General features: G+C 69.0%; 10 protein-coding genes and 3 pseudogenes. 3 read left to right on the top strand and 10 right to left on the bottom strand.

What is annotated here, in order from left to right:
* Positions 1–255 precede the first annotated feature (255 nt).
* The 5 genes and pseudogenes from AB0958_RS42405 to AB0958_RS42385 all read right to left on the bottom strand — a co-directional run.
* The gene (locus AB0958_RS42405) at positions 256–1,941 is read right to left on the bottom strand and encodes a ribonuclease J (RefSeq protein WP_366895839.1); all 1,686 of its coding nucleotides are present in this window, start codon (positions 1,939–1,941) and stop codon (positions 256–258) included.
* A 160-nt stretch (positions 1,942–2,101) separates the two neighbouring features.
* Positions 2,102–3,001 (bottom strand): 4-hydroxy-tetrahydrodipicolinate synthase, encoded by a 900-nt coding sequence (gene dapA / locus AB0958_RS42400; RefSeq protein WP_366895838.1) that lies wholly within the window; start codon positions 2,999–3,001, stop codon positions 2,102–2,104.
* A 214-nt stretch (positions 3,002–3,215) separates the two neighbouring features.
* Positions 3,216–3,665, bottom strand: a pseudogene (gene thyX / locus AB0958_RS42395) (FAD-dependent thymidylate synthase); the annotation flags it as partial.
* 3 nt (positions 3,666–3,668) lie between these two features.
* Positions 3,669–4,415: pseudogene (locus tag AB0958_RS42390) on the bottom strand (HNH endonuclease); the annotation flags it as partial.
* A gap of 159 nt (positions 4,416–4,574) precedes the next feature.
* Positions 4,575–4,865: pseudogene (locus AB0958_RS42385) on the bottom strand (FAD-dependent thymidylate synthase); the annotation flags it as partial.
* Positions 4,866–5,093: 228 nt separating this feature from the next.
* Between AB0958_RS42385 and AB0958_RS42380 the strand changes: the two are divergent.
* The gene (locus AB0958_RS42380; RefSeq protein WP_366895837.1) at positions 5,094–5,330 is read left to right on the top strand and encodes a hypothetical protein; all 237 of its coding nucleotides are present in this window, start codon (positions 5,094–5,096) and stop codon (positions 5,328–5,330) included.
* Between the two features lie 89 nt (positions 5,331–5,419).
* Entirely contained in the window at positions 5,420–5,977 is a 558-nt protein-coding gene (locus AB0958_RS42375) for a hypothetical protein (RefSeq protein ID WP_366895836.1), read from the top strand.
* 42 nt (positions 5,978–6,019) lie between these two features.
* Here AB0958_RS42375 and AB0958_RS42370 read toward each other — a convergent pair whose 3' ends face one another.
* The 5 genes from AB0958_RS42370 to rpsO form a co-directional block, all read right to left on the bottom strand.
* Positions 6,020–6,472 carry a hypothetical protein gene (locus AB0958_RS42370; RefSeq protein ID WP_366895835.1) on the bottom strand — a complete coding sequence of 151 codons (453 nt, stop codon included), beginning with the start codon at positions 6,470–6,472 and terminating at the stop codon, positions 6,020–6,022.
* Positions 6,473–6,487: 15 nt separating this feature from the next.
* Positions 6,488–7,240, bottom strand: coding sequence for a 4-hydroxy-tetrahydrodipicolinate reductase (dapB, locus tag AB0958_RS42365; protein ID WP_366895834.1), 753 nt, complete (start codon positions 7,238–7,240; stop codon positions 6,488–6,490).
* Between the two features lie 25 nt (positions 7,241–7,265).
* Positions 7,266–8,645 (bottom strand): pitrilysin family protein, encoded by a 1,380-nt coding sequence (locus tag AB0958_RS42360; protein ID WP_366895833.1) that lies wholly within the window; start codon positions 8,643–8,645, stop codon positions 7,266–7,268.
* Positions 8,642–10,870 (bottom strand): polyribonucleotide nucleotidyltransferase, encoded by a 2,229-nt coding sequence (locus tag AB0958_RS42355; protein WP_366895832.1) that lies wholly within the window; start codon positions 10,868–10,870, stop codon positions 8,642–8,644. Before AB0958_RS42355 ends, AB0958_RS42360 begins: the two co-directional genes overlap by 4 nt.
* A 301-nt stretch (positions 10,871–11,171) precedes the next feature.
* The gene (gene rpsO / locus AB0958_RS42350; protein WP_132889906.1) at positions 11,172–11,459 is read right to left on the bottom strand and encodes a 30S ribosomal protein S15; all 288 of its coding nucleotides are present in this window, start codon (positions 11,457–11,459) and stop codon (positions 11,172–11,174) included.
* Positions 11,460–11,738: 279 nt separating this feature from the next.
* On the opposite strand from rpsO, the gene AB0958_RS42345 reads away from it, so the two are divergent.
* Positions 11,739–12,032, top strand: a complete 294-nt coding sequence (locus AB0958_RS42345) for a DUF397 domain-containing protein (protein ID WP_132889905.1) — start codon at positions 11,739–11,741, stop codon at positions 12,030–12,032.
* Positions 12,033–12,074 lie beyond the last annotated feature (42 nt).

Below are 12,074 nucleotides of genomic sequence, written 5' to 3'. Positions count from 1 at the left end.
TGCGTTTCCGACTCTATCAGATCTTTTTCCGATCCGATTTCCTCGGTGCTTTCCAGGTTCCCGCTCTCGCGTTTCCCTTTCCGGCGGTTCCGACTTTATCAGAAGTTCTGAGTCGGAATTTCCACCCGGTCCAGAGCAACCGGATCCAGTCCATGAAGCACTGGGGTTCCCGGTCGGGCAGAGCCGTAAACGTACTGGAGCGGGGTGCCTCGATGCAAATCGAGGCACCCCGCTCCGGGTTCAGGTGGGCGAGGGTCAGACCTCCACGACCACCGGAAGGATCATCGGCCTGCGCCGATAGGTGTCCGAGACCCACTTGCCGAGGGTCCGGCGGATGAGCTGCTGCAGCTGATGGGGCTCCACGACGCCGTCCTGGGCCGAGCGTTCCAGCACCTCCGAGATCTTCGGAAGGACGTCCGCGAACGCGGAGTCCTCGATGCCGGAGCCGCGGGCCTGGACATGGGGCCCACCGGTGATCTTGCCGGTGGACGCGTCGACGACCACGAAGACCGAGATGATGCCCTCGTCGCCGAGGATCTTGCGGTCCTTGAGGGCCGGCTCACCCACGTCGCCGACGGAGAGGCCGTCGACGTACACGTAGCCGGCCTGGACCTTGCCCGAGATCTTCGCCTTGCCCGCGACGAGGTCCACGACGACGCCGTCCTCGGCGATGACGATGCGGTCGTGCGGGACGCCGGTGAGGGCGCCGAGCTCCGCGTTGGCGCGCAGGTGCCGCCACTCGCCGTGGACCGGCATCAGGTTCTTCGGGCGGCAGATGTTGTAGAAGTACAGCAGTTCGCCGGCCGAGGCGTGGCCGGAGACGTGCACCTTGGCGTTGCCCTTGTGGATGACGTTCGCGCCCCAGCGGGTCAGTCCGTTGATGACGCGGTACACCGCGTTCTCGTTCCCGGGGATCAGGGACGAGGCCAGGATGACCGTGTCGCCGTCGACGATGCGGATCTGGTGGTCGCGGTTGGCCATCCGGGACAGGGCTGCCATCGGCTCCCCCTGGGAGCCCGTGCAGACCAGGACCACCTCGTGATCGGGCAGGTCGTCGAGGGTCTTGACGTCCACGACCAGGCCCGGCGGGACCCTGAGGTAGCCGAGGTCCCGGGCGATGCCCATGTTGCGGACCATGGAGCGGCCGACGAAGGCGACCCGGCGGCCGTACTCGTGGGCCGCGTCCAGGATCTGCTGGATGCGGTGGACGTGGCTGGCGAAGCTGGCCACGATGATCCGCTTGCGGGCGCCGGCGAAGACCTGCCGCAGGACGTTCGAGATGTCGCGCTCGGGCGGGACGAAGCCCGGGACCTCGGCGTTCGTCGAGTCGGCCAGGAGCAGGTCGATGCCCTCCTCGCTCAGCCGGGCGAACGCGTGCAGGTCCGTCAGACGGTTGTCCAGCGGAAGCTGGTCCATCTTGAAGTCGCCGGTGTGGACCACCATGCCGGCGGGGGTGCGGATGGCGACCGCGAGGGCGTCGGGGATGGAGTGGTTGACGGCGACGAACTCGCAGTCGAACGGTCCGACGCGCTCGCGCCTGCCCTCGGCCACTTCCAGCGTGTAGGGGCGGATGCGGTGCTCCTGGAGCTTCGCCTCGATGAGCGCGAGGGTCAGCTTGGAGCCGATCAGCGGGATGTCCGGCTTCTCGCGGAGCAGGAAGGGGACGCCGCCGATGTGGTCCTCGTGACCGTGGGTGAGGACGATGCCCTCGATGTCGTCGAGGCGGTCCCGGATGGACGAGAAGTCCGGCAGGATCAGGTCGATTCCGGGCTGCTCCTCCTCGGGGAAGAGCACTCCGCAGTCGACGATCAGCAGACGGCCGCCGTACTCGAAGACGGTCATGTTTCGGCCGATCTCGCCGAGCCCGCCGAGCGGGGTGACGCGCAGGGCGCCTTCGGGGAGCCGCGGCGGCGGGGCGAGTTCAGGGTGCGGATGACTCAAAAGACTCTCCTCACCACGCACGCCACGTACCGGTCGGGCACGTGGCGTGCGTGACGTTCGTGCATAAGCAGTTGTCGTTGTGTGGGGTGCGGGCACACCGGTGGTCCCGCCTATTCAGTTGTGAAGCCTTGCTGCGCGGACAGCCGCGCAAAGTCTGTTGTCAGAGCTGTACCCCGCCGGCAGCAAGATCGATCTTGAGCTGGGCGATCTCTTCGGCCGAACATTCGACCATCGGGGCGCGCAGCGGTCCGGCGGGCAGTCCCTGGAGGGCGAGTGCGGCCTTGGTGGTCATGACGCCCTGAGTGCGGAACATGCCGGTGTAGACCGGGAGCAGCTTCTGGTGGATTTCGGTCGCCTTCTGGACGTCGCCGGAGGTGAAGGCCTCGACGAGGGTCCGCAGGTCCGGGGTGACCAGGTGGCCGACGACCGAGACGAAGCCGACGGCGCCCACGGAGAGCAGCGGCAGGTTGAGCATGTCGTCGCCGGAGTACCAGGCCAGGCCGGACTGCGCGATGGCCCAGCTCGCGCGGCCGAGGTCGCCCTTGGCGTCCTTGTTGGCGACGATCCTCGGGTGCTCGGCGAGGCGGACGAACGTCTCGGTGCTGATCGGGACGCCGCTGCGGCCGGGGATGTCGTAGAGCATGACGGGCAGCCCGGTGGCGTCCGCGATGGTCGTGAAGTGCCGGTACAGGCCCTCCTGCGGGGGCTTGTTGTAGTACGGCGTGACGACCAGCAGGCCGTGGGCTCCGGCGCTCTCGGCCTGGCGGGCCAGCTCGATGCTGTGATGGGTGTCGTTGGTGCCGACGCCCGCGATGACGTGGGCGCGGTCGCCGACCGCTTCCCGTACGGCTCGTACGAGGTCCGCTTTCTCCGCGTCGCCGGTGGTGGGGGACTCGCCGGTGGTCCCGTTGATGATCAGGCCGTCGTTGCCTGCGTCCACCAGGTGGGTGGCAAGCCGCTGCGCGCCGTCGAGGTCGAGCGCGCCGTCCGCCGTGAAGGGCGTGACCATGGCGGTGAGGACCCGCCCGAAGGGGGTCTGCGGAGTGGAGGTCGGAGCCATGGGTTACACGCTACTCGGTGCTCACGGCGCGGTCTGCCCTCGGGGTACGGGGAAAGTCCGGACAAATGCGGAGCCCGGCACTGCCTGCTCGGGGGTTCAAGCAGTGCCGGGTCCGTTTGATCAGGCTAGATGAACTTCTCTAAATGCCGCAATACGGACACTTCGCGAGGCTGATCCGTACATCTGTGCCGAGCGCGACGAGGAGCAGGCCGCGCTACGGCGCGACACGGCCGTTCGCGTTGAAGGCGGCGTACGTGAGCGGCATGAGCCTGGCCCACTCCGCCTCCATCTTCTCGCCCACCATCTCGATCTCCCGCTGCGGGAAGGACGGCACCTTGGCCAGCTCGTGCTGCGTGCGCAGACCGAGGAAGTGCATCAGTGAGCGGGCGTTGCAGGTGGCGTACATGGAGGAGAAGAGGCCGACGGGGAGTACCGCGCGGGCCACCTCGCGGGCGACGCCGGCCGCGAGCATCTCCTGGTAACGCTCGTAGGCCTGGATGTACGACTCCTGCATCGAGCGTTCCACGATCTCCTGCTGGGCTTCAGTGCCCGGCACGAACTCGTACTTTCCGGGACGCCCCTGCTGGACCAGCTTGCGGTCCTCGCCCGGCACGTAGAAGACCGGCTGCAGTTCCCGGTAGCGACCCGACTCCTCGTTGTACGAGTTGTGGACCACGAAACCGTTCGCAAGGAAGTTGTGCCAGGGCCCCTCGACGGAGAGGTCGTACGTCATCTCCTCGCCGTCGGTCTCGATCGACACGACCTGGTCCGGCACCGCCTTGGTGACCTTTCCGCCACGTCGGGCCAGCGCCTGCTCCCCCGCGCTCTTGACCGCGTGGCACGGCTCGCAGGCGGGAGCGAGGTTCTTCTCGTCGAGGGCCTGGAGCAGGTCACCCGCCACCGGGACGACATGGTCGAGAGCGAGCTGTTCCCGGGGGAAGCCCTGCCCGCACAGATGGCAGGTGTCGAAATCCTTGATGAGCCGCTCGCGCTGCATGGAGGTCCATACACCGATGCCACGGCGCAGGCTCGGCGGGACCAGGCCCTGTGACGGGCGCGGTGCGGTGCCGGAAACGAGCACGGCGTCCCCGACGGACAGTTCTCCCGCCTTGCACCAGCCGTCGGGGGTGAACAGGGCGTGGTCGACGGTACAGCGGAGTGTCTTGCCCGACGCCGTGGTGATCTTGACGAGCGCCTTGACGCCCGACTCGATCACGTCGACGATCCGCGCCCGCTCCGCCAGAAGGGTTTCCTCGTCGAAGCAGCGCACGTGGTTGCGGCGTACCGATTCGAGCTTGCGGATACGGGTGCTGGGGTGCAGCTCCCTGAACTCGGCGACAGCGGACTCGGCGGCCTCGCGGTTCTCGTAGAGACCGAGGTAGTGGTTGCTGTCGCCGCGCTTCACCTGCGCCATCCACTTCCCCGCCCGGCTGTGCCAGGTGACACCGCCGGCCGAATGCGGCAGGCGGTCCTCGACACCCACGTGCCAGAGCCTGTACAGCTCGGCGATGGTGCGACGACGCAGGTGACCCGCCTCGCTCTCCAGAGTGATCTCCGTGTCCCCGGCGATGCACCAGCCCACCCGGTGCCGCATGAACTCGCGGAAGACGAAGATCGGGGCGCTGATGAAGAAGGTCATCGAGTTGTGCTCGAAGGGGCTGCCGTGCCGGTCCCGCATCAGGTAGTTGATCAGGCCCTTGGAACGCTCCGGGTCCTTCTGCAGCTCGTCCAGGGACTGCTCGCCGGCGGTGGAGACTCGGGCGGCCCACAGCACGTCGGAGTCGGCCGCGCTGTGCTTGACCAGCTCGACGGTGACTTCGCTGCGGAAGCTGGGCTTGAGGTCGTCGGCGGGGTTGTCGGTCACGGCTCGGAGGGTCCTTCCATCACGTCTCTCGGGCGGCGCCCACTCTACGGCCCGGCACTGACAACGGGGCGTTCAGTGCCTGGGTGCGACATCTTCACCGAACTTCGGTGATGTTCTGTGAATTCGGGGCAACCGGGCACCTATCGCTTCGTTCGCTCGTCTGTGTTGGTGAGAGCGATTCGTTCGATCCCCTCTGAGCCCCCGTCCCCGAGAGGAGACGTACCCCCGATGTTCCGTCGGCGTGAACCCGTCCCGTTCGCATTCCTCGCCGAGACCGACAGGTTCCGCAGCAATGTCACTCCCCCGCCCCGGCCGCGGTCGTCCGTGAGCCAGATAGCCGGGCGGTGGCTGCTCGGGCTCACCCTCGTGGCCGGTCTCGTGGGCTCCCTCATCCTGGGCATGCCCGCACTGTCCACGTCGTCCGGCACCGGAACCCAGCAGTCCCAGGCCTCCCAGGGGCACTGACCCTTCCGGACCTCCGTGAGTGGTGAGCGGGGACACGGCCGGATAGCCTCACCGGGCACAGCCCACGCACGATTGAGTGAGGACCAGCCGTGCCCCTGCCCTTCCTGACGGCCGACCGCACCTTCGACGCCGCACCTGACGGCGCGCTGCCGTACGACGACGACCGCGATCGCTGGCGGCGTCCCTACCGGCCCGGACCGTGGCGGGTGGGCGGGGCCGCGCTGTGGCTGCTGCTCGCCTCGTTCGTACTGTTCGCGGCGGTGGCGCTGGCCCTGACCGGTTCGCTCTCCTCAGCCGCCGTCGTCCTCGGCATCGCGTTGCTGATCATCGCGGCCGCGTTGCGGATACTGCGCATGGGTGTGTGGGTGAGCGCGCGCGGGGTGCGCCAGGTGGGCCTGCTGCACACGCGGACGGTGCCCTGGCGGCGGGTGGTCTCGGTGCGCACGGCGCAGCAGCCGGTGCGCTGGCTGGGGCTGCCGCGCACGGTGCAGGGGCAGGCGCTGACGCTCGTACGCGAGGACCGGCCGGCGGATGACACGGTGCCGTTGCTGACCACGCACACGCTGGACTTCGTGGGCCGGTCCTCGGCCTTCGACCGGGCGGCGGACGTCGTGGAGGCGTGGGCGGCGGAGTACCGGCGGAGCTGAGCGCGCTCCGGAAGCGGTCGCGCGGGGAGCGGCAGGAGCGGCTCAGACCGCGGTCGGCTTGCCGTCGTGCAGGGCTATGGCGCGCTGCATCGCCTTGCGGGCGCGCGGGGTGTCGCGGGCGTCGTGGTAGGCGACGGCGAGCCGGAACCAGCTGCGCCAGTCGTCGGGCGCGGCCTCGGTCTCGGCCTTGCGCTTGGCGAAGACCTCGTCGGCCGAGTCCCTGTCGATGCGGCCGCCGGGCGTGCGCTTCAGCTCGTCGACGGGCAGGCCGCCCTCGGCGTCCAGTTCGGCGGCGAGGGCGTTGGCGCGGCGGACGAACTGGGTGTTCTTCCACAGAAACCACAGGCCGATGACCGGCAGGATCAGCACCGCCACGCCGAAGGTGACGGTGAGGACCGTGCCGGTCTGGATGAGCATCACGCCGCGGCTGCCGACCAGGACGAAGTAGAAGAGCAGGACGGCGGCCGTGAGGGCGTAGGAGATCTTCGCGCGCATGTCAGAGGTCTCGGATCAGCCCAGGTCCAGGAAGTTCTCCAGGCCGAAGGTCAGGCCGGGAGTCGTGACCACGCGGCGGACGCCGAGCAGGATGCCCGGCATGAAGCTGCTGTGGTGGAGGGAGTCGTGGCGGACGGTGAGGGTCTCGCCCTCGCCGCCCAGCAGGACCTCCTGGTGGGCGAGGAGGCCGCGGAGGCGGACCGCGTGGACCGGGACGCCGTCGACGCTGGCTCCCCGGGCGCCGTCCAGGGCCGTGACCGTGGCGTCCGGGGCGGGCGCCGTGCCGGCCTTCGCGCGGGCCTCGGCGATGAGCTGGGCCGTGCGGGTGGCGGTGCCGGAGGGGGCGTCGACCTTGTTCGGGTGGTGGAGTTCGACGACCTCCACCGACTCGAAGTAGGGGGCGGCGATCTGCGCGAACTTCATCGTCAGCACCGCGCCGATGGAGAAGTTGGGGGCGATGAGCACGCCGGTCTCAGGGGACTGGGCGAGCCAGCCCCTGAGCTGCGCGAGGCGTTCGTCGGTCCAGCCGGTGGTGCCGACGACGGCGTGGATGCCGCGGCGTACGCAGAAGTCGAGGTTGCCCATCACCGAGGCGGGGGTGGTGAGTTCGACCGCGACCTGGGCGCCGGACGCCTCCAGAGCCTCCAGCTTGTCGCCCCGGCCGAGGGCGGCGACGAGCTCCAGGTCCTCCGCGGCCTCGACCGCCTTGACCGCCTCGGAGCCGATCCGGCCCTTGGCGCCGAGGACCGCCACGCGCAGCTTGCTCATCTTCTTCGTTCCTTATCGGTGTGTGTCAGGCGACGGCGTCGTGCAGGCGTGCGGCCTGCTTGTCCTTCAGCGGGCCGATGACCGACAGCGACGGGCGCTGTCCCAGGATGTCGCGGGCGACGGAGCGGACCTCGTCCGGGGTCACCGCCGCTATCCGGGCCAGCATGTCGTCGACGGACATCTGCTCGCCCCAGCACAGCTCGCTCTTGCCGATGCGGTTCATCAGCGCGCCGGTGTCCTCCAGGCCGAGCACCGTGGAGCCCTGGAGCTGGCCGATGGCGCGTCCGATCTCGTCGTCGGGCAGACCGTCCCGGGCGACCTGGTCGAGTTCGTCCCGGCAGATCTTGAGGACGTCGTGGACCTGCGAGGGGCGGCAGCCGGCGTAGACGCCGAACAGGCCGCAGTCGGCGAAGCCGGAGGTGTAGGAGTACACGCTGTAGGCCAGGCCGCGCTTCTCGCGGACCTCCTGGAAGAGCCGGGAGGACATGCCGCCGCCGAGGGCGGTGTTGAGCACGCCGAGGGCCCAGCGACGGTCGTCGGTGCGGGCGAGGCCCGGCATGCCGAGGACGACGTGTGCCTGCTCGGTCTTGCGGCCGAGGAGTTCGACGCGGCCCGCGGTGCGGATCGTACGGCTGCCGTCGCGCGGGGCGATGGGTACGGCCGCGGTGTTCTTGAAGGCGCCGGCCTTCTCGAAGGCGGCGCGGACCTGTCGTACGACCTTGTTGTGGTCGATGTTGCCGGCCGCGGCCACCACCAGGTGGGTGGGGTCGTAGTGCTTCTTGTAGAAGCGGCGGATGCGGTCGGCGGTGAGGGAGTTGACGGTGTCGACGGTGCCGAGGACCGGGCGGCCGAGGGCGTTGTCGCCGAACATGGTGTGCGCGAACAGGTCGTGCACGCAGTCGCCGGGGTCGTCCTCGGTCATGGCGATCTCTTCGAGGATCGCGCCGCGTTCGACGTTCACGTCCTCTTCGAGGATCAGGGAGCCCGTCAGCATGTCGCAGACGACGTCGATGGCGAGCGGCAGGTCGGTGTCGAGCACGCGTGCGTAGTAGCACGTGTACTCCTTCGCCGTGAACGCGTTCATCTCGCCGCCGACCGCGTCGATGGCGGAGGAGATGTCCAGGGCGGAGCGGCGCGTGGTGCCTTTGAAGAGCAGGTGCTCCAGGTAGTGGGTGGCGCCGTTCAGGGCGGGGGTCTCGTCGCGGGAGCCGACGTGGGCCCAGATGCCGAAGGTCGCGGAGCGGACCGACGGCAGGGTCTCGGTGACGATGCGCAGGCCGCCGGGGAGGGTGGTCTTGCGGACCGTGCCGATGCCGTTCTCGCCCTTGATCAGGGTTTGGGTACGGGCGACGGCCCGCGCCTCCGAGGAGGTGCGGGCCGTCGTCGTAGAGCTGCTCGACGTCACTTGTCGGTGTCGTCCTTCGCTGCGTCCTCGGAGGAGGCGTCTTCCTCGCCCTCGATCACGGGGATCAGGGAGAGCTTGCCGCGGGAGTCGATCTCGGCGATCTCGACCTGGACCTTCTGGCCCACGCCGAGGACGTCCTCGACGTTCTCCACGCGCTTGCCGCCGGCGAGCTTGCGGATCTGCGAGATGTGCAGCAGACCGTCCTTGCCGGGGAGGAGGGAGACGAAGGCGCCGAACGTCGTCGTCTTCACGACCGTGCCCAGGTAGCGCTCGCCGACCTCGGGCATCGTCGGGTTGGCGATGCCGTTGATGGTGGCGCGGGCGGCCTCGGCGGACGGGCCGTCGGCGGCACCGATGTAGATGGTGCCGTCGTCCTCGATGGTGATCTCGGCGCCGGTGTCCTCCTGGATCTGGTTGATCATCTTGCCCTTGGGGCCGATGACCTCACCGATCTTGTCCACGGGGATCTTGACGGTGATGATCCGCGGGGCGTTCGGGGACATCTCGTCCGGCTTGTCGATCGCTTCCATCATCACGTCGAGGATGTGGAGGCGGGCGTCCCGGGCCTGCTTGAGGGCGGCGGCCAGGACGGAGGCCGGAATGCCGTCCAGCTTGGTGTCGAGCTGGAGGGCGGTGACGAACTCCTTGGTGCCGGCGACCTTGAAGTCCATGTCGCCGAAGGCGTCCTCGGCACCGAGGATGTCGGTGAGGGTGACGTAGTGCGTCTCGCCTTCGATCTCCTGGGAGATGAGGCCCATGGCGATACCGGCGACCGGGGCCTTCAGCGGCACACCGGCGTTGAGCAGCGACATGGTGGAGGCGCAGACGGAACCCATGGACGTCGAGCCGTTGGAGCCGAGGGCCTCGGACACCTGACGGATCGCGTAGGGGAACTCCTCGCGGGTCGGCAGGACCGGGACCAGGGCGCGCTCGGCGAGGGCGCCGTGGCCGATCTCGCGGCGCTTCGGGGACCCGACGCGGCCGGTCTCGCCGGTGGAGTACGGCGGGAAGTTGTAGTTGTGCATGTAGCGCTTGCGGGTCACCGGGGAGAGAGTGTCCAGCTGCTGCTCCATGCGGAGCATGTTGAGGGTGGTGACGCCCAGGATCTGGGTCTCGCCACGCTCGAACAGCGCCGAGCCGTGCACGCGCGGGATGGCCTCGACCTCGGCGGCTAGCGTACGGATGTCCGTGACGCCGCGGCCGTCGATGCGCTTCTTCTCCTTGATCACGCGCTCGCGGACCAGCTGCTTGGTGAGCGAGCGGTACGCGGCGGAGATCTCCTTCTCGCGGCCCTCGAACTCGGGGAGCAGCTTCTCGGCGGCCAGACCCTTGACGCGGTCCAGCTCGGCCTCGCGCTCCTGCTTGCCCGCGATGGTCAGCGCGGAGGCGAGCTCCGGGCGGACGGCGGCGGACAGCGCCTCCAGGACGTCGTCCTGGTAGTCGAGGAAGATCGGGAACTCGCCGGTCGGCTTGGCGGCCTTCGCGGCGAGGTCGGCCTGGGCCTTGCACAGGACCTTGATGAAGGGCTTCGCGGCGTCCAGACCGGCGGCCACGACGTCCTCGGTGGGGGCCTCGGCGCCGCCCTTGACGAGCTGGATGGTCTTCTCGGTGGCCTCGGCCTCGACCATCATGATCGCGACGTCGCCGTCCTCCAGGACGCGGCCGGCGACCACCATGTCGAAGACGGCGTCCTCGAGCTCGGTGTGCGTCGGGAAGGCGACCCACTGGCCGTTGATCAGCGCGACGCGGACGCCGCCGATGGGGCCGGAGAAGGGCAGGCCGGCCAGCTGGGTGGACGCGGACGCGGCGTTGATCGCGACGACGTCGTACAGGTGGTCGGGGTTGAGCGCCATGATGGTGGCGACGACCTGGATCTCGTTGCGAAGGCCCTTCTTGAAGGACGGGCGCAGCGGGCGGTCGATCAGACGGCAGGTGAGGATCGCGTCCTCGCTCGGCCGGCCCTCACGGCGGAAGAAGGAACCCGGGATCTTGCCGGCGGCGTACATCCGCTCCTCGACGTCCACCGTGAGGGGGAAGAAGTCGAGCTGGTCCTTGGGGTTCTTGGAGGCGGTGGTGGCCGACAGCACCATGGTGTCGTCGTCCAGGTACGCCACGGCGGAGCCGGCGGCCTGCTTGGCCAGGCGGCCCGTCTCGAAGCGGATGGTGCGGGTACCGAAGGCGCCGTTGTCGATGACAGCCTCGGCGTAGTGGGTCTCGTTCTCCACTAGCGTGTTCTCCGTTACTTTCGTCTACTTATCGTCTTTTGTCCCGGTCTGCCCGTGTGGCAGGGGGACGGTCACGGAGAAGCGCGCCTTGCGGTGCGGGCCGGTCTTCGATCGAAGCACCCGGGGCTCGCTTCCCCCCGGGGGCCACTACCGAGGACCGGCGGCGGCTTGGGTGCACTTCTCCTTCGTGATGCGTCGTGCTACCACACTACAAAGCGTGAGTGACACTCCGCACGTTTCCGTACGTACGGCAAAGGGAGCGGCCCCGGGTTTCTCCGGGAACCGCTCCCTTCATGGCGTCTTACTTGGCGCCCGCCGCACCGCGGCGGATGCCCAGGCGGTCGACCAGCGCACGGAAGCGCTGGATGTCCTTCTTCGCCAGGTACTGCAGCAGGCGACGACGCTGACCGACCAGGATCAGCAGACCACGGCGGGAGTGGTGGTCGTGCTTGTGGGTCCTGAGGTGCTCGGTCAGGTCGGAGATCCGACGGGACAGCAGGGCGACCTGGACCTCGGGGGAGCCGGTGTCGCCCTCCTTGGTACCGAACTCGCCGATGATCTGCTTCTTCGTAGCGGCGTCGAGCGACACGCGTACTCCTCGTGGTCTGTTGAGTGCCTCCGAGTGCTCCCGGTCTGCATCGCGGGAGAGCTTCCGTTACTCGGGAGGCGGGGGTCCGCTGGGCGCTGCCCTCCAGGGTCCGCGGGGACTCCGGGGGTGCGTACACACACGGCCGTCGTCCAGAGTACCAGTGCCGGGGGACCGGTCCGACCGGGGCCGGACCGCTGTCCACAAGCCCCGACGAGCGGGTACGACCGCCAGTAGTGTGGCCGTCACAGCGTACGTACGTCGGGAAGGGGTCGCTGCGCGATGAGCGAGACGGCTGAGGAGATGAAGGCGCGCAAGGAGCGGGAACGGGACGAGCTCTACGCGCTCGACATCTCGGGCGTCGAGTGGCACTGCGCGCCGGGCACCGAGCAGGACGAGGAACGGGTCGAGATCGCCTACCTGCCCGAGGGCGCGGTGGCCATGCGGTCCTCGCTGGACCCGGACACCGTCCTGCGGTACACGGAGGCGGAGTGGCGGGCCTTCGTGCTGGGCGCGCGTGACGGGGAGTTCGACCTGGAGCCCACCGAGCGCAACGGGGGCCTCGCCGCCCAGTGAGCCGGTGGCGCCCAGGGGGCGGCACACGCGTGTGCCGCCCCC

The sequence above is a fragment of the Streptomyces sp. NPDC006655 genome, from assembly GCF_040703965.1.
Classification (GTDB): domain Bacteria; phylum Actinomycetota; class Actinomycetes; order Streptomycetales; family Streptomycetaceae; genus Streptomyces.
Note: the sequence above shows the minus strand (reverse complement) of the source record. Positions and strands in the feature narration are given on the sequence as shown.

Excerpts from the sequence above, each read along its gene's own strand:
- dapA (WP_366895838.1), bottom strand. The coding sequence starts at position 3,001 with ATGGCTCCGACCTCCACTCCGCAGACCCCCTTCGGGCGGGTCCTCACC.
- AB0958_RS42380 (WP_366895837.1), top strand. The coding sequence starts at position 5,094 with ATGTTCCGTCGGCGTGAACCCGTCCCGTTCGCATTCCTCGCCGAGACC.
- AB0958_RS42370 (WP_366895835.1), bottom strand. The coding sequence starts at position 6,472 with ATGCGCGCGAAGATCTCCTACGCCCTCACGGCCGCCGTCCTGCTCTTC.
- dapB (WP_366895834.1), bottom strand. The coding sequence starts at position 7,240 with ATGAGCAAGCTGCGCGTGGCGGTCCTCGGCGCCAAGGGCCGGATCGGC.
- AB0958_RS42345 (WP_132889905.1), top strand. The coding sequence starts at position 11,739 with ATGAGCGAGACGGCTGAGGAGATGAAGGCGCGCAAGGAGCGGGAACGG.